This window comes from Pontibacter flavimaris (assembly GCF_001907195.1).
GTDB classification, from domain to species: domain Bacteria; phylum Bacteroidota; class Bacteroidia; order Cytophagales; family Hymenobacteraceae; genus Pontibacter; species Pontibacter flavimaris.
The window spans coordinates 15,754-39,282 of sequence record NZ_LVWA01000003.1; the positions used below are offsets into that span (position 1 = coordinate 15,754).

The 23,529-nt window shown below is 53.6% G+C and carries 20 protein-coding genes and 1 other RNA gene; 10 read left to right on the forward strand and 11 right to left on the reverse strand.

Translation table 11 applies throughout. The features are described from left to right. Positions 1–82 precede the first annotated feature (82 nt). From gldA to dnaN, 4 genes are all read left to right on the forward strand, one after another. On the forward strand, positions 83–1,000 hold the full coding sequence (gene gldA / locus A3841_RS02310; protein ID WP_073850716.1) for a gliding motility-associated ABC transporter ATP-binding subunit GldA: 918 nt from the start codon (positions 83–85) through the stop codon (positions 998–1,000). A 94-nt stretch (positions 1,001–1,094) separates the two neighbouring features. Next, positions 1,095–1,823: a gliding motility-associated ABC transporter permease subunit GldF gene (gene gldF, locus A3841_RS02315; protein WP_073850717.1), complete on the forward strand. Its 729-nt coding sequence runs from the start codon at positions 1,095–1,097 to the stop codon at positions 1,821–1,823. After that, positions 1,817–3,514 (forward strand): gliding motility-associated ABC transporter substrate-binding protein GldG, encoded by a 1,698-nt coding sequence (gene gldG, locus A3841_RS02320; protein ID WP_073850718.1) that lies wholly within the window; start codon positions 1,817–1,819, stop codon positions 3,512–3,514. The genes gldF and gldG overlap by 7 nt, the downstream gene beginning before the upstream one ends. Positions 3,515–3,621: 107 nt before the next feature. Continuing rightward, a complete protein-coding gene (gene dnaN, locus A3841_RS02325) occupies positions 3,622–4,746 on the forward strand; it encodes a DNA polymerase III subunit beta (protein ID WP_073850719.1) in 1,125 nt (374 codons plus the stop codon). 118 nt (positions 4,747–4,864) lie between these two features. Here the strand turns inward: dnaN and A3841_RS02330 are convergent, their stop codons facing one another. Continuing rightward, complete coding sequence (locus tag A3841_RS02330; protein ID WP_139307864.1) at positions 4,865–5,932, reverse strand: endonuclease/exonuclease/phosphatase family protein; 1,068 nt, start codon at positions 5,930–5,932, stop codon at positions 4,865–4,867. Positions 5,933–5,984: 52 nt separating this feature from the next. On the opposite strand from A3841_RS02330, the gene gldC reads away from it, so the two are divergent. Further along, positions 5,985–6,338, forward strand: coding sequence for a gliding motility protein GldC (gene gldC, locus A3841_RS02335; protein ID WP_073850720.1), 354 nt, complete (start codon positions 5,985–5,987; stop codon positions 6,336–6,338). Positions 6,339–6,441: 103 nt separating this feature from the next. Here the strand turns inward: gldC and A3841_RS02340 are convergent, their stop codons facing one another. From A3841_RS02340 to guaA, 5 genes are all read right to left on the reverse strand, one after another. Next, positions 6,442–6,897, reverse strand: a complete 456-nt coding sequence (locus A3841_RS02340; protein WP_073850721.1) for a hypothetical protein — start codon at positions 6,895–6,897, stop codon at positions 6,442–6,444. Positions 6,898–7,085: 188 nt separating this feature from the next. Further along, the gene (gene dcd, locus A3841_RS02345) at positions 7,086–7,622 is read right to left on the reverse strand and encodes a dCTP deaminase (protein ID WP_073850722.1); all 537 of its coding nucleotides are present in this window, start codon (positions 7,620–7,622) and stop codon (positions 7,086–7,088) included. Positions 7,623–7,742: 120 nt separating this feature from the next. Beyond that, complete coding sequence (hemL, locus tag A3841_RS02350) at positions 7,743–9,041, reverse strand: glutamate-1-semialdehyde 2,1-aminomutase (RefSeq protein ID WP_073850723.1); 1,299 nt, start codon at positions 9,039–9,041, stop codon at positions 7,743–7,745. 31 nt (positions 9,042–9,072) lie between these two features. Then, the gene (locus A3841_RS02355; protein WP_235861261.1) at positions 9,073–10,767 is read right to left on the reverse strand and encodes an ABC transporter substrate-binding protein; all 1,695 of its coding nucleotides are present in this window, start codon (positions 10,765–10,767) and stop codon (positions 9,073–9,075) included. Between the two features lie 99 nt (positions 10,768–10,866). After that, positions 10,867–12,396: a glutamine-hydrolyzing GMP synthase gene (guaA, locus tag A3841_RS02360; protein WP_073850724.1), complete on the reverse strand. Its 1,530-nt coding sequence runs from the start codon at positions 12,394–12,396 to the stop codon at positions 10,867–10,869. Positions 12,397–13,317: 921 nt separating this feature from the next. Here guaA and ffs point away from each other — a divergent pair. The 4 genes from ffs (at position 13,318) to A3841_RS02385 (ending at position 15,176) form a co-directional block, all read left to right on the forward strand. Beyond that, positions 13,318–13,418, forward strand: an RNA gene (ffs, locus tag A3841_RS02370) — signal recognition particle sRNA small type. A 108-nt stretch (positions 13,419–13,526) separates the two neighbouring features. Further along, positions 13,527–14,183, forward strand: coding sequence for a fructose-6-phosphate aldolase (fsa, locus tag A3841_RS02375; RefSeq protein ID WP_073850726.1), 657 nt, complete (start codon positions 13,527–13,529; stop codon positions 14,181–14,183). 66 nt (positions 14,184–14,249) lie between these two features. Continuing rightward, complete coding sequence (locus A3841_RS02380; protein ID WP_073850727.1) at positions 14,250–14,453, forward strand: fructose-6-phosphate aldolase; 204 nt, start codon at positions 14,250–14,252, stop codon at positions 14,451–14,453. 9 nt (positions 14,454–14,462) lie between these two features. Further along, positions 14,463–15,176 (forward strand): cell division ATP-binding protein FtsE, encoded by a 714-nt coding sequence (locus A3841_RS02385; protein WP_073850728.1) that lies wholly within the window; start codon positions 14,463–14,465, stop codon positions 15,174–15,176. A 37-nt stretch (positions 15,177–15,213) separates the two neighbouring features. Here the strand turns inward: A3841_RS02385 and A3841_RS02390 are convergent, their stop codons facing one another. Then, the gene (locus A3841_RS02390) at positions 15,214–15,894 is read right to left on the reverse strand and encodes a hypothetical protein (RefSeq protein ID WP_139307865.1); all 681 of its coding nucleotides are present in this window, start codon (positions 15,892–15,894) and stop codon (positions 15,214–15,216) included. A 155-nt stretch (positions 15,895–16,049) separates the two neighbouring features. Here A3841_RS02390 and A3841_RS02395 point away from each other — a divergent pair, with 155 nt between their 5' ends. Further along, positions 16,050–17,171, forward strand: coding sequence for a DegT/DnrJ/EryC1/StrS family aminotransferase (locus A3841_RS02395; protein WP_073850730.1), 1,122 nt, complete (start codon positions 16,050–16,052; stop codon positions 17,169–17,171). A 305-nt stretch (positions 17,172–17,476) separates the two neighbouring features. On the opposite strand, the gene A3841_RS02400 is transcribed toward A3841_RS02395, so the two are convergent. The 4 genes from A3841_RS02400 to A3841_RS02415 form a co-directional block, all read right to left on the reverse strand. Next, a complete protein-coding gene (locus A3841_RS02400) occupies positions 17,477–18,964 on the reverse strand; it encodes a lipopolysaccharide biosynthesis protein (RefSeq protein WP_073850731.1) in 1,488 nt (495 codons plus the stop codon). 67 nt (positions 18,965–19,031) lie between these two features. Further along, a complete protein-coding gene (locus A3841_RS02405) occupies positions 19,032–20,384 on the reverse strand; it encodes a polysaccharide deacetylase family protein (RefSeq protein WP_073850732.1) in 1,353 nt (450 codons plus the stop codon). Positions 20,385–20,389: 5 nt separating this feature from the next. After that, on the reverse strand, positions 20,390–22,192 hold the full coding sequence (locus A3841_RS02410) for a LamG-like jellyroll fold domain-containing protein (protein WP_073850733.1): 1,803 nt from the start codon (positions 22,190–22,192) through the stop codon (positions 20,390–20,392). Positions 22,193–22,250: 58 nt separating this feature from the next. Beyond that, the gene (locus tag A3841_RS02415; RefSeq protein WP_083610160.1) at positions 22,251–23,528 is read right to left on the reverse strand and encodes a glycosyltransferase family protein; all 1,278 of its coding nucleotides are present in this window, start codon (positions 23,526–23,528) and stop codon (positions 22,251–22,253) included. Position 23,529: the final 1 nt, after the last annotated feature.

Genomic DNA, 23,529 nt, shown 5'->3' on the forward strand with positions numbered 1-23,529 from the left:
CGTTGTGCGTTATTTGCTATGCGTTTAGGAGTTTTAACGACTTTCTAACTCCTAAACCTTCTAACTTTCTAACTCTCAAGCTTTGTCAGTTGAAGTAAAGAACCTTACGAAAATATACGGTGCCCAACGGGCGGTGGATGATATTTCCTTCACGGTGGAGCAGGGGCAGATTCTGGGTTTTCTGGGTCCGAACGGGGCCGGCAAGTCCACGACCATGAAAATTGCCACCTGCTACCTGCCTCCTTCTGCCGGAACGGTGGTGGTGGCCGGCCACGATGTGGTACAAGACCCGATCGCCGTGCGCCGCAACGTGGGCTACCTGCCCGAGCACAACCCGTTGTACCTGGATATGTATGTGCACGAGTACCTGGCTTTTGTAGCTGCCATATATGGCCTGAAGGGAAAGTATGGAAAAGCGCGTGTGCAGGAGATGGTGGAGCTGTGCGGGCTTACGCTGGAGCAGGGCAAGAAGATTGGCGCTTTATCCAAAGGCTACCGCCAACGGGTGGGGCTGGCGCAGGCGCTGGTGCACGACCCGCAGGTGCTGATACTGGATGAGCCCACCACCGGCCTCGATCCGAACCAGATCGTGGAGATACGCGCCCTTATCCGGCAGATCGGGCAGAACAAAACTGTTATTTTCTCCACTCACATCATGCAGGAAGTAACCGCCATCTGCGACCGCGTGGTGATCATCAATAGGGGGAAGCTCGTTGCCAACAACGACGTGGCCAGCCTCCAGGCTGCCGGCAAAAATGAGAAACTGACGCTGGTGGAGTTTGAGGCACCGGTGGAGGAGGAGACGCTGCAAAGTATACCCGGCGTGGAGCGCGTGGAGCTGGTGCAAAACCATACGTACCGCATTACCTCCAGCAAAGAAGCCGACGTGCGCTCCAACGTGTTCCGGCTGGCCGCTGAGCGCAACTGGCCGCTGGTGGGGCTACGGCAGGAGGAAAGCTCCCTGGAGCAGATTTTCCAGCAACTCACAAAGAATGAATAGTTTGTAATGAATAATCAAGAATGACTAATGAATAATGGTACTAACGCAATCGCTTGTTAATCATTATTCATCAGTCATTACTCATTAGCAAAAGATGCTCGCAATCTTAAAAAAAGAATTTAACGGCTTCCTCAACTCGCTTATCGCCTACATTGTGATAGCGGTGTTTCTGGTGGCCATAGGCATGTTCATGTGGGTGTTCCCGGAGAGCAGTGTGCTGGAGTATGGTTTTGCCGATATGCAGACGCTCTTTGCCATGGCACCCTTTGTATTCCTGTTCCTGATCCCGGCCATTACCATGCGCACCTTTGCCGAGGAGAAGCGGGAGGGTACCATCGAGCTGCTGCTCACCAAGCCCATCACCGACCTGCAGCTTATACTTGGCAAGTACTTCGCGGCGCTGCTGCTGGCCCTTTTTGCGCTGCTGCCCACGCTGCTCTACTATTACTCGGTTTATACCTTGGGCAACCCCCAGGGCAACGTAGACTCCGCCGCCGTGGTAGGCTCCTACCTGGGTTTGATATTTCTGGCAGGCGTTTTTACGGCTATCGGGGTGTTTGCCTCGTCCATTTCCGATAATCAGATCATCTCCTTCGTAATAGCCGTTTTCCTGAGCTACATCATCTACACCGGCTTTGATTTGATCGCCTCCATACCCGTGTGGGGCGGCTACAGCTACTTCATCAGCCAGCTAGGCATCTCCTACCACTACACCGCCATCAGCAAGGGCCTGGTCGATTCGCGGGATGTGCTATACTTTCTCAGCGTGATCGCGATCATGATCTTGGCTACTAAACTCGTGTTGAGGAGCAGAAAATGGTAACGGAGCAGAACAAGAGCAAACGAGGCCGCGATATTCTGACGTTCCTGGCCTCGGTGGCAGGCATCATACTTTTGAACGTACTGGCTGCCAACTATTTCTTCCGCCTCGACCTGACGGAGGACAAGCGCTATACCATAGCTCCGGTAACGAAGCAGATGCTGGGCAACCTGCAGCAGGAGGTGGTGGTGGATGTATACCTGGAGGGCGATTTTCCGGCCGGCTTCAAGCGACTGCAGCAGTCGGTGCGTGAGACGCTGGATGAGTTCCGCATTTACGCCGGCGGCAACCTACGCTACAACTTCATCGACCCTACGGAGATTACGGATGAGCAGCAGCGAAACGAGTTTTATACTTCGCTGGCGCAGAAGGGCATCATGCCCACCAACCTGCGGGCCACCGAGGATGGCAAACAAGTAGAACGCCTGGTGTTTCCGGGCGCCGTGGTCAGGTATAACGGCAAAGAAGCAGCCGTGAACCTGCTGAAGGGCAACCTGGCTGCCTCCTCGGATGAGCGCCTGAACCAGTCGGTGGAGGGCGTGGAGTATGAACTGGCTTCGGCCATCCGAAAGCTGGCGTTCCAGGGCGGCAAGATCATCGGCTATATTGAGGGGCATGGCGAACTGGAGCAGTTGCAGGTAGCAGATCTGGTGGGATCGCTGGGGGAGTACTACCGCGTGGCGCGTGGCGAGCTTGCACAGCTACCAATGGCCTCGCTGGAGAAGCTGGACCTGATCATTGTGGCCAAGCCGGTAAGAGCTTTTTCGGAGGCCGACAAGTATAAAATAGACCAGTTCATCATGAAAGGCGGCAAGGCCGTTTTCTTTGTGGACCCGATGAACGCCAACATGGACAGCGTGGGGGCAGGGGGGATGTTTGCACTGCCTTATAACCTGAACCTCGACGACCTGCTGTTCCGCTACGGCCTGCGCCTCAACCCGAACCTGATCATGGACCTGAACTCGGGCTTTATTCCGTTGGTAACCGGCTACATGGGCGACAAGCCGCAGACCGAGATGGTGAACTGGCGCTTTTACCCCCTGCTCAACAACTTCAGCGAGCACCCCATCACGCGTAACCTCGATGCCGTTTACTCCAGGTTCGTGAGCACGATCGATACCGTGAAAGCCGAGGGCATCCGTAAAACGCCGCTGGTTTATACTTCTACCTACTCCCGCATTATGGAGGCGCCGGTGCCGCTGACGCTGGAGGAAGCCCGTATGGAGGTGAACCCGCAGCAGTACCAGGCTGGGAAGCAGCCGGTGGGATACCTGTTGGAGGGCAAGTTTACCTCCTTGTTCCGCAACCGCCGGGCACCCGAGGGGGTGGATGATGCGCAGGTGCAGGAGCAGGGCGTGGAGACCAAGATTGCTGTTTTCTCGGACGGCGACCTGGTACGCAACGACGTGAACCCAAGAACCGGGCAGGCCTATGAACTGGGTTTTGACAGGTTTAACAACGTAACCTTTGCCAACAAGGAGCTGGCCCTGAATACCATCCACTATTTGCTGGATGCCGAGGGGCTGATAAACGTGCGCAGCAAGGAGATTGCCTTACGGCCGCTGGATAAAGTGCGCGTGCGGGAGGAGAAAACCTACTGGCAACTGCTGAACCTGGTTGCCCCGATCGTGCTGCTGGGCGTGTTTGGCGTAGCGCGTTACTACCTGCGCAAGCGCAAGTATGAGCGCTTTTAAAATTATCTGCCTATAACATAGCCTGCCGCAAAAAAGGAGTGACGAAAGGCTTAGGAGAAAAACGAAATATTTTTAACTTTGCCTAAATAACATTATAGGTATACATAATGAAATTCATCGTCTCTTCCTCTGCTCTCCTGAAGCAGCTATCCAGCATAAATGGTGTGGTAACCAATAACCCGGTTGTACCTATCCTTGAGAACTTCCTCTTCGAGATCAACAACAGCAAGCTCACCATCACAGCCAGCGATCTGGAAACTTCCATGATCACCGAACTGCCGGTGGAGGCGAAGGAGAACGGCCGTATCGCCGCTCCCGCCAAAATCCTGCTGGAGACGCTGAAGAACCTGCCGGACCAGCCGGTAACCTTCACGATTGACGAGGAGACGTATACCATCGAGATCAGCTCCGCCAATGGCCGTTACAAGCTGTCTGGCGAGAACGCTACGGATTTCCCGCGCGTGCCTTCGGTGCAGGGTGGCAACTCGATCGATATTCCTTCTAACGTGCTGGCAAGAGCCATCAACAAGACCATTTTCGCGGTGAGCAACGATGAGCTTCGCCCGGCGATGACGGGTATCTTCGTGCAGCTGCGCAACGAGAACGTTACCTTTGTAGCCACAGACGGCCACCGCCTGCTGCGTTACCGTCGCACCGACGTGGGAACAGCCCAGGAGGCATCCATCATCGTGCCGCGCAAGGCTTTTACACTTCTGAAGTCCACACTACCTTCTGAGGCCACGGCTGTGCGCATGGAGTTCAACCAGTCCAACGCTTTCTTCAGCTTCGACAATATCCGCATGATCTGCCGCCTGATAGACGAGCGCTACCCGGACTATGAGAATGTGATTCCGGTGCAGAACCCGAACAAACTGGTGATTGAGCGGGCCGACCTGCTGAGCTCTGTGAAGCGTATCTCCATTTACTCCAACAAAACCACGCACCAGATTCGCCTGAAGCTGTCTGGCTCTGAGCTGCAGGTTTCTGCCGAGGACCTGGACTTCTCGAACGAGGCGAGCGAGCGCCTGACCTGCGAGTACGACGGGGAGGACATGGAGATTGGTTTCAACGCCAAGTTCCTGATGGAAATGCTGAATAACATCGACTCCGACTCGATCACCTTTGAGCTTTCTACCCCGAACCGTGCCGGTCTGCTGATGCCGATCGTGAACGAGGAAGCGGAGGACGTGCTGATGCTGGTGATGCCGGTAATGCTCAACAACTACGTATAGTATAAGTATACTTATTGATACAGGAAAGGCGGGCCGCAGTGGCTCGCCTTTCCTGTTTTATACTTTGCCATACTTGCAGGAAGCAAGGCGGCTGTTATACTTTCAGGTAGAGCAGCAGCTATTTCACACGCCTTACCTGAATGAACACCGGGAAATGATCGGAGTAGCCGCCTAAGTATACGGTGCCGCTGTAGGTGCTTCTGGGAGCTTCCTTGAACTTGCCCAACGTATACTTTATTGTCACCGGGTCATAGATCTTGGCTGATCCCCGCACATACTCCAGACCCGCCTTCGGGTCTATAAACGATTTGGATACCATCACCTGGTCCAGCATCTGGAAATCGCCGCGGTAGGCATAGCTGCCCAGGCCATTTACAAAGGAGATGAAGTGGGTGTTGAAGAGTTCCTCGTTGTAGGCGGGGTTTGGGCGGCCGGTGGCCTTCAGCGTCTGCTGCAGTACGTCGGAACGCGGCTCCGCGTCGAAGTCTCCCATCACAATGATCTTCGCGTTAGGGTCGGCCTTCTGCTGCTTATCGATCTCCTGGCGCAGGGTGGCCGCGGCTGCCTGCAGGCGGCTCTCATCCTGCCTTCCGCGGCCTGTGCGGCCACGGGGTGGCCAGTGGTTCACATAAATGGTGACCAGTTCGCCCTGCAGCTCCCCCTTTACCTGCAGGATATCCCTGGAAGTATAACCCCGCTCCTTAAAGTTGATCTTGATGTACTGCGTGGAGGTAGGCTTGAAAAACCTTGCTTTGTAAAGCAGGGCGATGTCCAGGCCCTGCTCATCGGCCATGTCGCGGTGGATGACGCTGTAACCGAGCTTGCGCAGGGGGGAGGTGGCCAGCAGGTCGTCGAGCACCTGGCGGTTCTCAATTTCGCCCAGGCCTATAATGGCCGGGCCGTTGTTCCCGCCAATGCCCGCAATAACGGTGGCGATGTTGGTGAGTTTCTTTGCATACCGCTCCTGTGTCCATGCCATTTCTCCGTCCGGGGTGAAGGGATCATCATTGGTTTTCGGGTCATCTTTGGTGTCGAAAAACTTCTCTGTATTGTAAAAGGCAATGGTGTGCAGCCTCCCATTTTTAGACGGTATAGGCAGTTTGGCACATCCGGCAAGGGTGAGGATGGTAAAAAAGAGAAAGAGGGTTTTAAATCCGTGGCGCATCGCGTAACTTTGTGCTGTCATAATTTATAAGCATATTACGAGAACACTATACAATAAAGTTTAAATTGAGCTCATGAAGAAGTCAGAAATATACTTTAGCATTGCCCTGGACGATAACCGCATTCCGGAGGCTATCAGTTGGCGGGCCACGGATGCCGGTGATAAGATACACTTTGCCAAGGCCATCAACATCTCCTTATGGGACCGCGATGAGGCGGGCACGATGAAGATTGACCTCTGGACAAAGGACATGCCCGTGGACGAGATGAAGTACTTCTACATCGATACCATGGGTGCCATGGCACAAAGCATCGCCACTGCCACCAACGATCAGGCCATGGCCCAGAAAATACGCGCGCTCTGCCAGGAACTGAACGAGCACGTGGAGCAGGACCGCCAGAAGAACGATCCGAACGCGGCGAAATAAAATTGCCGCAAAGTATAAAAACAGCGAAGCCGCTTCAGGATCCTGAAGCGGCTTCGCTGTTTTTATACTAGAAATAAACTACTGGAAATGCCTGCAGAACAAATTAGTTTATACTTACCCTCATATCGCCAGCGTCTGCTTTCACGGAAGAGGCTATACTTCCAGCATTTTGGTTGTTGAGCGAGCCCATGAACTTCTGGTCAACAGTGCGGTATACATTTCTATCGCCGAAATAATCGTTGTACTGCACCGTGCTCAGCACGTTTTCAAGGAACATGTCGCGCTCGGCGTACACGTTTTTGCAAAGCTCCTCTACTTTCTGCTGATCGCCGTCAAACTGCTGCTCAATGGCCGTTACCTGCTCCGAAACCTGCAGGTTAATCTCTCTTATTTTCTTAGCTTGATAGTTGTTCAGACGCAGTTGCTTGATCATCTCGTCCGAAAGATGCTGTGCTCTGGCTGTTACCACCGCTTTTGACTTAGCAGACTTATCTCCGGTAGCCTTCGCTGCGAACACACATCCAAACATCATGCAAATCATTACCAATAGCTTTTTCATAATCTTATCTTTTATTATTTTCCTAGTTCTATTTTTGGGTTACTTATACTTACAACGAGGCAAAAAGGGTAAATAATTCCGATCGCTGTAATTATTTTTTTCTACCTGATATAGTGCAGATACCATGCCAAAAAGCCCGTTTAAACCAAATTAAACGGGCTTTTATACTTGTTCTTCAGCTACTTATACTACCATTTGTTCATCCACATCATAGACTCTACAGGAGCGATGGTGCGGTGGTTATACTTGGCGTTTTGCTTCTTGTTGTAATAGTTTTCGATGCCGCCCTTCACCTCAAAGTAGATCAGCTGCCCGATCGGCATGCCGTAGTACACGCGTACTTTCTGCGATACGGAGATCTCCAGCGTCCAGGTGTTGCAGAAGCCCACGTCGCCTTTGCCGGCGGTGGCGTGGATGTCGATGCCCAGGCGGCCAACGCTTGACTTGCCCTCCAGAAAGGGCACGTGGGCGTGCGTCTCGGTATACTCCAGCGTGACGCCTAAGTAGAGCTTGCCCGGCTCCAGCACGAAGCCTTCCTCCGGTATCTCGAAGGTCTCTATCTGGTTGTGCTTGCGGGCGTCCAGCACCTCGTCTTTGTACAGGGCCAGGTAGCGGCCCAGGCGCACGTCGTACGAGTTGGTTCCAAGGCTGGCGCGGTCAAAAGGCTCTACCAGTATGGTGCCCTTCTCCATCTCCTCCAGTATCTGCTTGTCTGATAAAATCATGTTGGTGGGTTGTTAGGATTGTAAAAGTAAGGAGAAGCGTGCTATGTTTCAAGCATTCTAAAGCAAAAGCGGCAGCACTCGTGTCAAGTGCTGCCGCTTTTGCTTTAGCTTCCGAACAGCTTATCCTTGAACAGCTTCCTGAAGCGCCTCGAAGTTAGCCTGCACATACTGCTCCACCAACTCGTTGGTAATGGCTGCGGATACGAACAGCGTCTCGTACTGTGAGGGCGCCAGGTACACGCCGCGCTGCAGCATGGCATTAAAGTAGCGCCCAAACACAGCCGTATCCGATGCCTTGGCCGTATCGAAATCATACACAGGTTGCTCGGTAAAGAAGATACTGAACATGGACCCGACGCGGTTGATGGTATAGTTTAGCCCCAGCTGCTGCATGTTCTGCTGCATCCCTGCCACCATGCTGGCGCTGGTCTGCTCCAGTTGCGTGTATACTTCCGGGTGCTCTTTCAGGTAAGTCAGCATGGCCATACCCGCCGCCATGGCTATCGGGTTACCCGATAGCGTGCCAGCCTGGTATACCGGTCCGGCAGGAGCCACACAGTCCATGATCTCCTTCTTGCCGCCATAGGCCCCCACCGGCATGCCGCCCCCAATGATCTTGCCCATCGTGCTCATATCCGGCTTTACGCCGTATAGCTGCTGGGCGCCGCCCGCCGAAAGCCTGAAGCCGGTCATCACTTCATCGAAGATCAGCACGATGCCTTCTTTGTCGCAGATGCTGCGCAGGCCCTGCAGGAAGCCTTCTGCTGGCGTAACCAGGCCCATGTTGCCCGCCACCGGCTCCAGGATAATAGCCGCGATCTGGCCCTTGTTGGCGTCCACCAGCGCCTGTACGGCTTCCAGGTTATTATAAGGGGCCGTCAGTGTATCGTTGGCGGTGCCCTTGGTCACGCCCGGGCTGTCCGGAACACCCAGCGTAATGGCGCCACTGCCCGCCGAGATCAGGAACGAGTCCCCGTGACCGTGGTAGCAGCCCTCGAACTTGATGATCTTGTCGCGGCCCGTAAAGCCACGCGCCACCCGGATGGCCGACATAGTTGCCTCCGTGCCGGAGTTCACCATGCGCACCTTCTCTATACTTGGCATCATACTTACGATCAGCTCCGCGATCTCCACTTCCTTGCGGGTAGGCGCGCCGAACGACAGGGAGTTAGGAATGGCTTTGGCCACCGCTTCATTCACCACTTCCGCCGCGTGGCCCAGGATCATTGGCCCCCAGGAGTTGATCAGGTCGATGTAGCGGTTGCCGTCCTCATCAAACATGTAGGGCCCTTTGGCAGAAACCATGAAACGCGGGTTACCGCCTACGGCTCTGAAAGCGCGAACAGGGGAGTTTACCCCGCCCGGAATGGAGTGCTGGGCGCGCTGAAACAGTTCTTCGCTTATAGGTGCATGTATCATAAGTATAAAAGTCTTTTGTTAATGTATGTGATTAAAATACCGGGTTCACCACGGTCAGCTCAAGGTTCTCCAGCTTGAGAATAGGGATGTACTGGTTGTCGGGCTGCAGTTGCTGCTTTTGGTCGGTGTAGCCGATGCCGCCGTAAAACACGCCCGGTTGTACGCCTGCCGTAGCCAGCTGCCCGTTAAACTGCGGGCCGTACTGCTTCAGCAGCTGCCCAAAGTAAAACAGCATCTCGTACCCCGCGTAGGCATACTGCGAGGGCGGCAGGTTATACGCTGCTCTATACTTTTCGCGAAAGCTCTTGTTAACAGAGCTCAGCTTATTGACATACTTGGGGCTGATAAAGTATACCTGCAGGTAGTCGAGCTGCTGCAGCGTGATCTGGTTGATGTCGAGCCAGCTCTCGTAGGTAACCAGTGGCAGCTCCGGCGCTTTGCTCTGCAACAGGCTGGTAGCGTTCATGGCAGCGATCATTTTATCAGAGAACACAGCCAGGTGGCCGTTTCCGCTTAATTTTAGCTCTCTGAATGCGGCTGCCGTGGCGGAGGCCTCAGCCGGGTTGAACTTCTTGTAGGCGCTCACCTTACCCCCCAGTTGCAGAAATTGCTGGCGGTAGTAGTTGGCAAAGTCGGTGTCGGCTTTTGTGTTCTCGTAAAGTATAACCGCCGTTTTGGGAGAGAAGTTCTGGTACGCATAAGTAGCTGCCTGCCGTGCCTGCGTGGCTACCGACGACTCAAACAGAAAAACGTTGCTGTTGCCGGCGGCCATCTCCACATCCTGCGACAGCGGGTTGATGACGTTGATGTTGTGCTGGGCGGCATAGCGGGCGGCCACCTTCGCCGTTGTTTTGTACACCGGCCCGATGATCAGGTCCATACTTTGCATCTCGGGCATATCCAGCACGCGCTTCACGCTCAGGGTATCGGCACCGGTATCATAAGTATATAAATTGATATGGATGCCCTGCTGCTGCAGCGAGTCCTGCGCCAGTTTTATACCCGCATACATGTCCGTTATGAACTGGCTCTTGCGGGCCGTGGTGGTGTAGTTCTGGTTCAGCTGGAAGGGGAGGAGCAGCGCCACGTCGTAGCCCTGGTTGCTGAGGGCCTCCTTGCTCAGGTAGCGGTTGCGGTCCAGCTTAAACTCCTGCACCAGGCTCTCCAGCATCTTCCGGTCCTCCGGGCGGTACCATCCTCCAATCAGTTTATCGGCATAGGTCTGCGCCACTACCTTGTCTGAGCCGAAGCGTCGCATCAGCTGCTCATACTGCGGGCGGTCGTTCAGGCGGGACAGGTAGTATCGCTTCAGGCCCTCGGCATCGCCCGCCAGCGGCGTGCCCTGCAGTTCCTGCAGCTTGCTCAGGGCGCGCTCATACTCGTTCTGCTCGAACAGCACGTTAGCCAGCAGGTAAGCGGCATCGGCCATGCCGCCCCAGCGGGGGTGCTTGTTCTGCAACTGTTGCAGCATGTTAGCGGCCTCGCCGGTTTTGCCCGACTTCAGGGCAGCGAGCGCGTACAGGTAAGAAGCCTCCGGGGCATAGGCGCCGCCCTGGCTGGAAAGCGGCAGAAGTTCTGCCATGGCCAGGTCGTAGCGTTGTTGCTGTAGCAGCACCTTGCCATTGCTATAGGTGGTGGCCGGGTCTTGTGTCTGCGCCTGAGCGGGCAGGGCCAGGGCACTCAGCAGCGCGAGGCCTGCTATTTTCTTGCAGATGCTTCTGTTCATACTATCATCATACTTAACGGACAAAAGACAAAGGACAAAAGACGCCGGCTGTTACCTGAAAGTCTTTTATCCTTTGTCTCCTTATTCATTTATCAAAAACTATTCCCACTCAATGGTGGCCGGTGGTTTGGAGCTGATGTCGTACACGACGCGGTTCACGCCTTTTACTTTGTTGATGATCTCGTTCGATACGTCGGCCAGGAACTCGTACGGAAGCCGGCTCCAGTCGGCCGTCATGCCGTCTACGCTTGTCACGGCGCGCAGGGCCACCACGTTCTCATACGTGCGCTCATCGCCCATCACACCCACCGATTGCACCGGGGTAAGTATGGCACCGGCCTGCCATACCTCGTCGTAAAGGCCGGACTTTTTCAGGTTGCTGATAAAAATATGATCTACCTGCTGCAGCACGTGCACTTTCTCCGGCGTGATATCGCCCAGAATACGGATGGCAAGCCCCGGTCCCGGGAACGGGTGGCGGCCAATGATGATGTCGTCGATCTGCAGGGCCTTGCCTACCAAACGAACCTCGTCCTTGAATAGTGCTTTCAGCGGCTCTACTATCTTCAGTTTCATGAAGTCCGGCAAACCGCCCACGTTGTGGTGCGACTTGATGGTGGCAGAAGGCCCTTTCACGCTCACCGACTCGATCACGTCCGGGTAAATGGTGCCCTGCGCCAGCCACTTCACATCCTCGATCTGGTGCGCCTCGTCATCAAATACCTCAATAAACACGCGGCCAATGGCTTTGCGCTTCTGCTCCGGGTCGGTAAGTCCGGCAAGGGCGCTGTAGAACTTCTCCTTCGCATCCACGCCTTTCACGTTCAGGCCCATGTGCTTGTAGGAATCGAGCACGGTTTCGAACTCGTCTTTGCGCAGCAGGCCGTTGTCTACAAAGATGCAGTAAAGGTTTTTGCCGATGGCCTGATGGATGAGCATGGCTGCCACGCTGGAGTCCACGCCGCCTGACAGGCCGAGCACCACTTTATCATTGCCTATCTGCTCCTTCAGCTCAGCCACGGTGGAGTCAATGAACTGCTCCGAGGTCCAGTCCTGCTGGCAGCCGCAGATGTGCACCACAAAGTTGCGCAGCAGGGTCTTGCCCTCGTCGGAATGAGTTACCTCCGGGTGGAACTGAATGCCGTAGGTCTCCTGGTCTTTCAGCTTATAGGCTGCCACGCGCACGCTCTCGGTGCTGGCAATCACCTCGATGTTATCCGGAATCTCTTTGATGGTATCACCGTGCGACATCCATACCACAGAACCCAGCGTGAGTTCTTTCAGCAGGCGGTCGTGGTTGTGCAGTTCGCTCAGGCGGGCGCGGCCATACTCGCGGATGGTGGAGGGGGTAACCTCACCGCCAAACTCGTGGGCCATCAGTTGCGCCCCGTAGCAAACGCCCAGTACCGGTAGCTTGCCCAGGAACTGCTCTAAATTAATGGTGGGGTGTTCAGCGTCGCGAACCGAGCAGGGGCTGCCTGACAGGATAACGCCTTTCACTTCGTCTGTAAGCTCCGGCACATGGTTGTACGGGTGAATCTCACAGTAAACATTAAGCTCGCGAACCCTTCTGGCAATAAGCTGGGTGTACTGAGAGCCGAAATCGAGGATGAGAATTTTTTCTGGCATGTGCAAAGGTAAGGTAGTTTGGGGGTATAAGGCAATTAATTTTGAGGATTACTCAGTTTGGAGCGGAGTGTAAGGGATTGATGGGACTTGCATCTACTTTAGCTCTACTTACGGAAGCTGTATCAGCTTCTGCTACAAAGGCAGGCCTCCCTGCTATACTTTATATTTTCCTGGCGCAAGCGTCCGCTTGTGCCTTATACTTTATACTTCAGTTTATACTTCCCTGAGTTTCTGCTTCCCGTAACTTGAAACTGGCTATCCTTAATAGCTACTACCGATCCTCCAGACTTACATACCTACAGTAGCATCTCTGGCTTTGGCTCCCTCAAGGCCGGGAGGCCTCGCCTTGGGGGTGGGGGCCCTCGACAAGGGCATCGCGCTGGGAGCTTTTCCTTTGCTCCTGCGTCGCAATGTCTCGCTTACGCTCGCCACCGGAAAAACTCGCATAGGCGCTCAACCCAAAGGCTGAGATCAGTTCGATAGCCACTGCCCTAACTGTCATCTCGACCTTCGGGAGAGATCTCTTCAGGATTCCCGATAGATCTTTCGCCCTGCTAGAGATCACAAGGAAAGCAGCAAGTATAAATTCCCCTCCTCGGAGGGGCTAGGGGTGGGTCTATACTTGTAGGGACAGGTCGCGACCTGTCCGCGCTATACCAGCAGCTATGCAACTTATACTTTGGCAGAAGTAATTACAGACTCCCCTCCTTGGCTAAGTCTCGGATCCCGGACTTGTTCCGGGGGAGGGGCAGGGGTGGTTGGACCCGGTGCTGCAATCCTGTCTATACATCCTGCAAATCCTGATTCAAAATTTGTTTCTATCAACCTTTTCACCATCAGCAGGATAAGGCTGGAATCCGTTTGGTGGATTATTTTTTATACTTTGCAATTTGCACTTGATGATATTCTTCGTACTTTTGTAACGGCAAATCGGCACGGCCAGCTCCCGTCGAACTCCCCCAGGGCCGGAAGGCAGCAAGGGTAGATGGTTGTAGCGGCGCGATGTTCGGTTTGCCACTTTTTTTTGCCCCTACCCCAAGGCTCCCACAGCCCGCAAATTTCTCATATTTCTTTCCGGATTCTGGATTAATGCTTTAGCTTTGTAAGTATAACTATAAGCATCTGAACCTATGAAATTCTTTATCGATACGGCAAACCTGCAGGAGATTCAGGAGGCGCATGACCTCGGAGTGCTCGATGGGGTAACTACTAACCCGTCGCTGATGGCGAAGGAGGGGATCTTCGGACACGATAACGTCATCGCACACTACAAGCAAATCTGTGAGATCGTGGACGGCGACATTAGTGCGGAGGTGATTGCCACGGATTTTGACGGAATAGTGCGCGAGGGCGAGTTCCTGGCTGAGCTGCACCCCAACATTGTGGTGAAAGTGCCGATGATCCGCGACGGTGTGAAAGCCATCCGCTACTTCAGCGAGAAAGGCATCAAAACGAACTGTACCTTGGTGTTCTCAGCCGGACAGGCCATTCTGGCCGCCAAAGCGGGCGCAACCTACGTTTCCCCTTTTGTGGGTCGTCTGGATGATGTATCAACGGACGGCATTCAACTGATCGAGCAGATCGTGCAGATCTACGGCAACTATGGCTACCAAACACAAGTGCTGGCCGCCTCTGTGCGCCATGTGATGCACCTGGTGCAGTGCGCCGAGGTGGGGGCCGATGTGGTTACCTGCCCGCTGAGCGTCATCACCGGCCTGCTGAAACACCCGCTCACCGACATCGGGCTGGAGAAATTCCTGTCTGACCACGCCAAAGGGAATAAGTAATGATTAATAAATGATCGAGCAGCAAGTTTTATTACGCATTAATCATTATTAATTATTCATTCCATAATGTATATCATAAAGGTAAAAGGCAAGGCCAAGATTCCAGACTATATCCAGCTCCGCGACGAGAATTTTGTTCTGATAGCCTACTTCAGGGCCGACCGTCCGCTCAAGAACCTGGACAGGTACGGGCTGGAAGGCAAAGAAGAAGCCCTGGCTGCCCTTATCGAGTCGCTTGAGTTCGGCAAACTTCAGAAATTAGACATTTAAGCAGTACCTATGAGTTTTTCCTCTTCGCCGGTGGTCTCGTTGCGCGACGTCACTATTTACCAGGATGTAAATACCATTCTCAGTAACGTGAGCTTTGATGTGGAGAAAGGTGAGTTTGTGTACCTGGTGGGCCGCACGGGAAGCGGTAAAAGCTCGCTTTTGAAAACGCTTTACGCCGATTTGCCCCTGCAGACCGGCAACGCCGCCGTGGCCGACTTCCAGCTGGGCAAGCTGCGCCGCCGGCAGGTTCCGTACCTGCGCCGCAAGGTGGGCATTATTTTCCAGGACTTTCAGCTGCTCTCGGACCGTACGGTGGCGGAGAACCTGGCCTTTGTGCTTAGGGCAACCGGCTGGAGCGATAAATCGAAGCGCAAGCAGCGGATCTCGGAGGTGCTGATGCGTGTGGGCCTGGATGCAGCCGCCAACAAAATGCCGCACCAGCTCTCCGGCGGGGAGCAGCAGCGCGTAGTGGTGGCAAGGGCCCTGCTAAACGAGCCGGTTATACTTTTCGCGGATGAGCCAACCGGCAACCTCGACCCCATGGTAGCCGACGGCATCATGAAGCTTTTCCAGGAGATCAACAAGCATGGTACGGCCGTGCTGATGGCCACGCATAATTATGAGATTATCCAGCGCTACCCGCAGCGTGTGCTCAAGTGCGTAGAGGGCCGCGTGCTGGACTCCAAAGTGGAGGAATTTAACCTGGTGAACGGCTATCAGTAAATGGATATAGTATAAACAGAAAAGCCTCAGCCACATGTTATTGTTGCTGGGGCTTTTCTGTTTGTTGTTTGGCTGTATCCTCTTTCGGTACCACCTCCTGATACTGTTTCTGCGCCTGTTGCACCGTTTTCTTCACCTGCTCTGATACGTCGCCTTCCACCGAGCGGTAGCGGCTGTTGAGGGCGCTCCACCAGCCGGCGATCAGCAGCCAATCGCGGCTTTCATACTTTGCTGCATGCTCCTTTATCCCTGAAACGAAACGGCTATAGGTCGGGCCAATGTTCTCTGCCGTCACTTCGCTCAGGTCATCATCCTCTATATCCAATCCTAAAAGATCTTGTCGCAGCTCGTAGCGGTGGCTGGCGTCCAGAAACTGGTGCTCCCGCGTCTCCAGCGCGTTTTTGAAACGCTGGTCCAGTTGCCCGGCCTCTGCACGCTGCTGTTCTGTCAGGTGCTCCAGGTTCTCCTCCAACTGCACCCTATACCCCTCATGGGCCTGCAGCAGGCTCTCTTTCTCGGTCTGCCAGGTCGTGGAGCTATTTTCGGCAAGGGCCAGAGCACGCAGCTCTGAGTCGCTGAGGCTATCCTGCTCAAACCTGGTGACATAGTTGCGGTAGTTGGCAAGTTCCTGCTCGCCTGCAGCACTCTCAGAGTCTCTGCCGCCACAGGAGCAAAGCAACAATACGCATACCAACAGAATATACTTACATTTATACATTGCTACATAGGTCTTACTGCTTAGGTAAACGGCCCGCTTTAACCGGGGTTGCAAACTACAGATGTGACGACAACTCCTTAGCCGCAAGGGATAAGCTCCGAATTGCCGACCGCAATACCTATCTTTGCCTTACATCACTCCAAAAGAAAAAGCCCATGGAAGATATAAAAATGACCGCCACCAAAGCCCAGTACGCCAAGCTGAAAACCGAACTGGATGCCGCCTTCAGCACCGTGATGAACAGCATGCAGATGGAGGAGGGACCGCAGCAACAGGAGTTTGCCGAAAGTATAGCATCCTACCTGCAAACGCAGCACGCCGTACCCTGCGCCAGCGGAACCGACGCCCTGGAGCTGGCCTTGCTGGCGCTGCAAGTGCCTGCCGGTGCCGAGGTCATTCTCCCGGCCTTCTGCTATGCGGCTTTGCCTGAGGTCATCACGAAGCTAGGGCTAGTCCCTGTTTTTGCTGATGTGGATCCTGAAACTTTTATACTTTCTCCGGCTGCTGCAGAACGGGTGATAACTTCGGCTACCGCTGCCATAGTGCCTGTGCATTTGTTTGGGCAGTGTGCCCCGATGCGGGAATTCACGGAGCTGGCGGCAAAGTATGAACTCTGGCTGGTGGAGGATGTTACCCAGGCGCTGGGTGCAGTGTATGTCGGGCCGGATGAAAAAGCGCAAAAGGCAGGCGCCATCGGGCATATAGGCTATACTTCCTTTTACCCAACCAAACCTTCAGCAGACTCCGGCGAGGGTGGCGCTGTTTTTACCAGCGATGCGGAGCTGGCGGAGCGCCTGCAGCAAATCGTCAGCAACGGCATGGGCGGAAAGTATACTTTCAGCGCACGACTACAGAATATGCAGGCGGCCATGCTGGACGTAAAGATCAGGTACCTGGACGAGTACAACGAGGCGCGGCAGGAGATTGCCCGCTTTTACGACAACGCCTTTGCCGAAACCAAACTGGTGCAGGCCCCGCACCGCGCCTCGTACAGCTCCCATACCTACCAGCAGTATACGATAAAGGTAGCGCCAGCACTGCGCAACGGGTTGCAGCAGCACCTCCACGATAACTACATACCCAGCGCCATTTATTACCCGCAGCCGCTGCACCTGCTGGAAAAGTATACTTCCGGTAAGTATAAACCCGGCGATTTGCCAGTGGCAGAACTGCTGAGCCAGAGCGTCCTGTCGCTGCCCATGCACTCGGAGCTTAAGGAGGACCAGCTGGCTTACGTTTGTCAGCATGTGCTAAGTTATGTTAAGCAGAAAAGTTAGGGAGTTTGGGAGGTAGAGTGTTAGAAAGTTAAAAGTTAGAAAGTTAGAAAGTTATGCCCTCGCTCGCCTCTGGCGAGTGTGCGTAATAGGGTGGCCTCCGGGCCCTTTATACTTTTTGCAGTATTATTAGCGGCGGGACGCCGCCTATTGACGCTCACACTCGCCAGAGGCGAGCGAGAGCGTCAATAGGCGCAAGCCATTCAATTTTAACATAAGAGAACTCGGGAGTTAAAGAACTCTGAATAAGTGAACGAATGAATCCTGTACAGCATTGAATCCTGATTCAGACAACCAGCAACCAGCAATCAAATCTTCCAGCCGGTGATGCCGAAGATCACTTTGCGCAGCCAGGCATTCATTTCGGGGTAGATATTCAGGTTGAGGGCCAGGCCCAGGTAAATGGCCGTGATCAGCAGTGAGCGCGTCAGGATGTCGAGGAAGACGTTGCCGAGGTAGGGCAGCAGGTAAGAGGCGCCCAGCGTGGCCGCCGCGATGGCTGTGATCGCCAAGGCATGCCAGGTAAAGGGCTGGATGTGGTAAATGAACTTCACAAAAAGCAGGCGCGCCAGGTTCATCGTCACCAATGAAAGCATGGAGGCGAAGGCCGCCCCCTCGATGCCGTAGCGCGGAATAAAGTACCAGTTCGTCCAGATGGTCAGGCCGGCCAGCACCACGTTAAAGCCCAGATCCCATTTATACTTGTCGGAGGTGGCCAGGATCGCTCCGTTCAGGCTGGTCGCCAGGTCTACCAAACGGGCAAGCGCCAGGAACAGCACCACATACTTTCCGGCGCGGTAGCTCTCGGGCATAAAATCATACAGGTTGTCAATATTGGCCCAAATGCCGATAAAGAGCAGCAGCCCTACAATCAGATTAATCATGGTGACGTGCTGGTAGAGGGTACCCATCCCTTTCATGTCCCGCTCTTTCCAGAATTCAGCCACCTGCGGATGCGCAATCTTAAGTATGGACCGGCCCGGCACCAGGATAGCGCTCGTTATAAAGAAGGCGGTGGTATAAATGCCGTTATCGGAGAGGCTGTAGGAGGAAATCATCACCTGGTCTACTGTGGTGATGATGGTGGTGGAAATGCTGCCCAGCAAGGTAAAGAAGCCGTAGTAAAACAGCTCGCGGAGCGGAACAATGCGCATCACGGCCAGCGAGGGCTTCAGGTGCAGTTGCTTCAGGTAGATAGTATAGCCCGCCAGCACCAGTGCCCCCACCGAGTTTACCGCAATGTAGAGCAGCACAAAGGTCTGAAACTCCATCACCCCCAAGGCATACACGCTGATGAGCACCGTAGTGAGGAGGCGCAGCAGGAAATCCTGCACAAAGGAGGAAACAATAGTTTTATAGAGCGAGCGCAGGTACGCCATGAACATGTTGAACAGCAGCGTGAACAGCGCCAGCGGGATCAGGTAATAATAGTAATCAATGATGAGCGGCGAGTTCTCGATGTAGTACTCAACCACCAACGGTTTAAAGAGCAGGAAAACAGCCGTGGCAAGTATAAACCCAAGCAGCGGCACCGACAGCAATAGGAACAGGAACCCGTTGTGCTGCTTTTCCGGATCACGGAAGTAGGGAAAGTAGCGCACGCTCATGTTCACAAAGCCCAGGGCCGAGAACTGCGCATACATCACCGAGATAGATAAAAGCAGGCGCGTGAGGCCCACTTCGGTCTCGTCCAGGAAATTGGGGAAGAGCAGCACCGTGTTCACATACCCGATCAGGATGCCGGCATACGAAATGGTGGTGTTCCAGATTCCTTCGCGCTGTAAGGTTCTGCTCATGGGCTACACAGGGTGAACCGCAAAAATAGCAAATCCGGCGTATTAGTTGGTGGTTGTTAGGTATTAGTTATGAGTGAGAACTTCCCTTTGCCACAGCGGCTGCTTCGGCACAAGTATAAAACGTAGAGCCAGCCGATTTTAGCTGCTTTAAGATTTTCTCCAAAACCTCGCGCCAGCCCGGTTCTCCCTTTGGCACAGCATACTCAGTGTAGCGGGAGTAATTCTCGTTGTGCCACAGCAGTGTGAACAGCCCTTTAAATTTCACGACTTCCTGGAGCATCGGCTGTACTTTCTCCAGCGCCTCCCGCGGTGTCAGGTGCATGAAGTTCACGTCGTAAAGCGTGGCATCCATCAGCATCAAGGGGAGCTCCAGAAACGTATGCGCCCTCCGGTTCTGGAAATCGAAAGGATAGAAGGGGTGGCAGTAGGAGTTGCGGAAACCGAAGTGCTCGGAAAAGCCCAGCGTGCTGTCGTAGGCCAGGTTGCTTTGCTGCAGCACCTGCGGCGTGGTTTCGGGTTGGTAGCAGAGGTAGTGGAAGCGGTTGCCCTGGGGCTGCACCGGCAGTTTGCTCCGATCCTGCTTGAGTTGTACCAAATCGTTGGCCGTTCCGAAGCTGCCGTGCAAGGCCACTTCATGCCCGTGCTCCAAGATTTTCTGCATCAGGTGCTGGTACTTGAGCTTGGTGAGGTCATGGTCGGCGTTGGGGTGGCCGTTGTAGCGCTGGTTACTTGGCAAAAAGAAGAAGGTAGCCTTGGCGCCATACTTTTCAGCGGTGGCCATGACCTCGGGCAGGTTGTTCCAGGCATCCTTGCCCACTGCCTTTTGCAGCAGCACCTTTGTCAGGTCCAGCCCTTTGGCGTGGAACAGCAGCTGCCTGCCCGCTACGCGCCAGGCCGAGTGCAGGCGGTCCACATCGCAGGTGAGGCAGGTGGCCAGGCTGTTGTTGCCCCAGTGGTCGTGTTGCAGCGCCACGCCGTACACCCGTTCCATCACCTCGCGCAGTATCGCAAAGTAGTAGTTCACCACAGGTTTGGTAACAAAGTTATACTTTGCCTGCACGCTGGCTTTGTAAGTATAGCGCTTAAAGCGATCACGCTCGGGTCCGTAGTACTCCTGCCAGCCGCTGAGCAGGTAAAAGGCTGAGGCCACGATGTCGTAGTTTATACTTGCCGAACCGTCAGGGTGGTAGGTGATCAGTTCGGCCTGATCGTCCTCCTCAAAAAAGAAAGGCAGTTTCTCCCCGCGCCACTCCTTCCAGAAAACCTGCTGCGGACGAGGACGCTTTTTCTCGAAAAAGCTGCCGCTATACTTCTTGATGGTGATTTTGGCTTCACCGCCTGCGCCGTAGTTAAACGCTAGGTTTTTTGCCTTGGGGTAGAGGAGGTGGAAATGCTGTAAAGTATAGTCGTAGATGTACAAAATGCTTATTTTATGACTTCGAGCCAGCCTTTGTACACTTTTTGGGTGCGGCTGCTAGTTAACTGGTAATAATACACACCAGTCGGTACTTCGGCAGCCGACCAGCTGTTGTCATAACGGTCGGAGTGGTAAACAGATTTTCCCCAGCGGTTAAAAATTTTCAGCTCCAGCGTATTCCCTACCACTCCGTTTACGACAAAGGAATCATTTTTCCCATCGCCATTTGGCGTGATGATGTTGGGGATGATGGGGCATTCATCGCCGGAAACGACAATATCTTTCACATAGGCACAGTTCTCCCGCGTAATGGTAACCGTATAAATGCCTGGTGCGCTAATTTTTATACTTGGTGTTACCTGCCCATTGCTCCAGCTGTAGGTGGCGCCTTCTGTGGTGGCGTCTAACTGCACGGGTTCACGCTCGCAGACAAACGCCTCTCCCGGAAGCAGGATGCCAGGTTCTTCTTCAAACATAACCGTTAGTTCATCTCTTGTCGTACAGCCGCCGGCCGTGGTTACCTCTGCCCAGTAGGTGCCGCTTTTCGTGACCGTAAGTTCTGGGGTCTTGTCTCCGGTGCTCCACACGATCTGCCCATGATCAGGATTTGTAACGCTAAGGGTTGCTGTAGATCCGGCACACACGCTGCCGGGGCCGCTGATGGAGATGGGAGAGGCGGTAACAGGGGTTACGGCAAACTCTCCGTAGTTGGCGGATGAGGTATAAAGCATAAGAGGAGACGCTACCGTGTCAGCTACCTGGCTCCAGGTGCCTGCGGTGTTGTCCTGCCGGCGGAACAGAGCGCCGCCGCAAACCGAGCCAGCCTGCCTGAAGTGTACTTTATACTTCTGCCCCGCCGCACCTACTTTAAACAGGCCAAAGTACTCCTTTACTTTCTCAGGAGATTTGATGCCGTTGGTTGATGCAGGAGGGGACTGGACCGTATACAAATGGAAGCCCTGTACTGCCGGGTCAACACCTGCGACAGAGAAATTAGCCTCGTTGGATACCAACTCCAGAGACGAATCCCATTTTTTGGGGTACCGGTAAACACTTTTGTCGCCTATCGGGGCGCCCGAGGTAACGCCAGCAACAGCCGGTGTCGTGTTCACCAGCCTCCCATTCATTTTTAACGAGCTATGGTCCACCACTACGCCTTCGCTCAGGTTATCTAGCTTTAAATAGGCCACTAGGTCGGCAGCATTGGCAGGGAGCGTGCTGCACATATTTTGCCTTATTTGCTCTTCAGTCAGTGCTTTTTTCCAAATGCGAACCTCGTCCACCTGGCCTTTGTAAAAGTGATTCCCAAGAAAAACATAGTAATAGTTGCCGAGTAAAAGCTTTTCATTGCTGCTTAAGATGGTGTTCGGATAGCCCGTCTCCACCTTGCCTTCTAGCACTCCATCAACATAAATCATCCAGGTACCATTAACTACCACGCCTGCCAGGTGGTGCCAGTTATTGTCTGCTACAATAGTAGAGGAATAACCTGAGCTCCGGTAGTTGCCAGAACCATCTCTGCCTGCTAAACAAGCCTTCCCATTTTGGATGAGTAACTGAAAACCATTCTCAGCGTCCCGGTCATACTTTGTAAGTATGTGGTGGTGCCCGTAAGAATCTGTTCTGACCCAGGCTTCAACAGTAAGCTGGTCAGTGATACCCCTGTTATTATTTCCGAAATCAGCATAGTCATTGATGCCATCCAGCTGTATTGCTCCCTTCGCGCCTTGTGCTTTTAAGGAAGCTGGTAGTAGGGTTGTAGAGATAAGGGAAAATAGGATGGATAAAGCAATAAGTTTGCATGCAGGCATTTTGAGTGGCGTAAATAGAAAATAGAGCGAATCACTTGTTAAATATATTCAGAATTTTCTATTTATGAATAAACTTTGCTATCAGGTTTGTTGCGATGGCTGAGCTTTTGCCGTCATGTGCCGTAGCAACAGTTGCATTATAGTACTGCGCTCTCGCAACCACAGTGGGCTTATCTGCGCGATGCGCCGCGAGTAGCTTCACCATTTCTTCCGGACCTGCCGCGGTATCAATCAAACCATGTTGTATAAAACCGTAATAATCCTCCAACTTGTGCTTCGGGTTGAAATCGTAGAAGATAGACCAGACGTTGAGCAGCACCGCCTCCAGGTGGATGCCGGAGTTACCGCTGATCTGGACGTCGATCTGGCGCAGGTAGTCAAACGTTGGCACCGAGCGGCCATTGGAGAGGCTGATTTGGGGGCTTATACTTTGGAGTTTGCCAAAGTTGCGCGTGTCGCGGGGGTGGGGGCGGACGATGATCTTGAGTTCCGGAAGGTTTGTGGCTAAGGCTTTTACCACTTTCTCCACCTCCGCCACATCATCCATCAAATTACAGCCTATGCCGATGCGTTTTATACTTTGGTTGTGGTTGCGGTATGGGACAAAAGCATCCGCTTTGGGCATGCCGATCAGTTCTACCTTTCCTTCTACCGGCCCGCAGAGTTTATACTTATCCAGCGCATCCTGCCCTTCGAGCAGATTCATATCATACCCCAGCGGCGGGAAAATGGGGCTTACGCTGGCATGCTGGATATAGACTGTTCTAATCCCAGCGGCTTTTGCTGCCAGCAGCATGGCACGCGCATCGGCGTTGTGGTCGTTGGCAAATACGATGGCGGCAGGTTTATACTTTTGCAGTTTGGTTAAGTATACTTCGTAAAAGCCAACGGCATCGTAGAGCACATCTATAAAGCGTTGGGTGCTCAGCTTTTTATACTTTAGAAATGTAAAGTATAGCGGGAAAAACTTGTGGTAGTATAAAATTTTGCGGCGCAACGAAATACGTTCCACCGCCTGGTTATACTTGCCAATGTTCTTGCTCTGGCCCGCCACGAAAACTGCATCCGGCAAACCCTCTTTCAAGAAGTATAAACTGTCGTAATTATTCTGGCTGACCACGTAGAGCCATATTTTGCCATGTAGCTTTTCCGGTTGCTCTACCTTTTTAAACAGATTACCGATCAGGCGCATCACCGTATAACCTGCCATTTTAAGCAGTCGCTTTACAGGTGAGGTAGGGGAAACGGCAGCCTTAGCACTTTCCGGAAGCTTGTAAAACCCCTCCGAGAAGTGCAGGTGAAGGATGTTGCTGTAGAGGGCGTACCATTCTTTCATG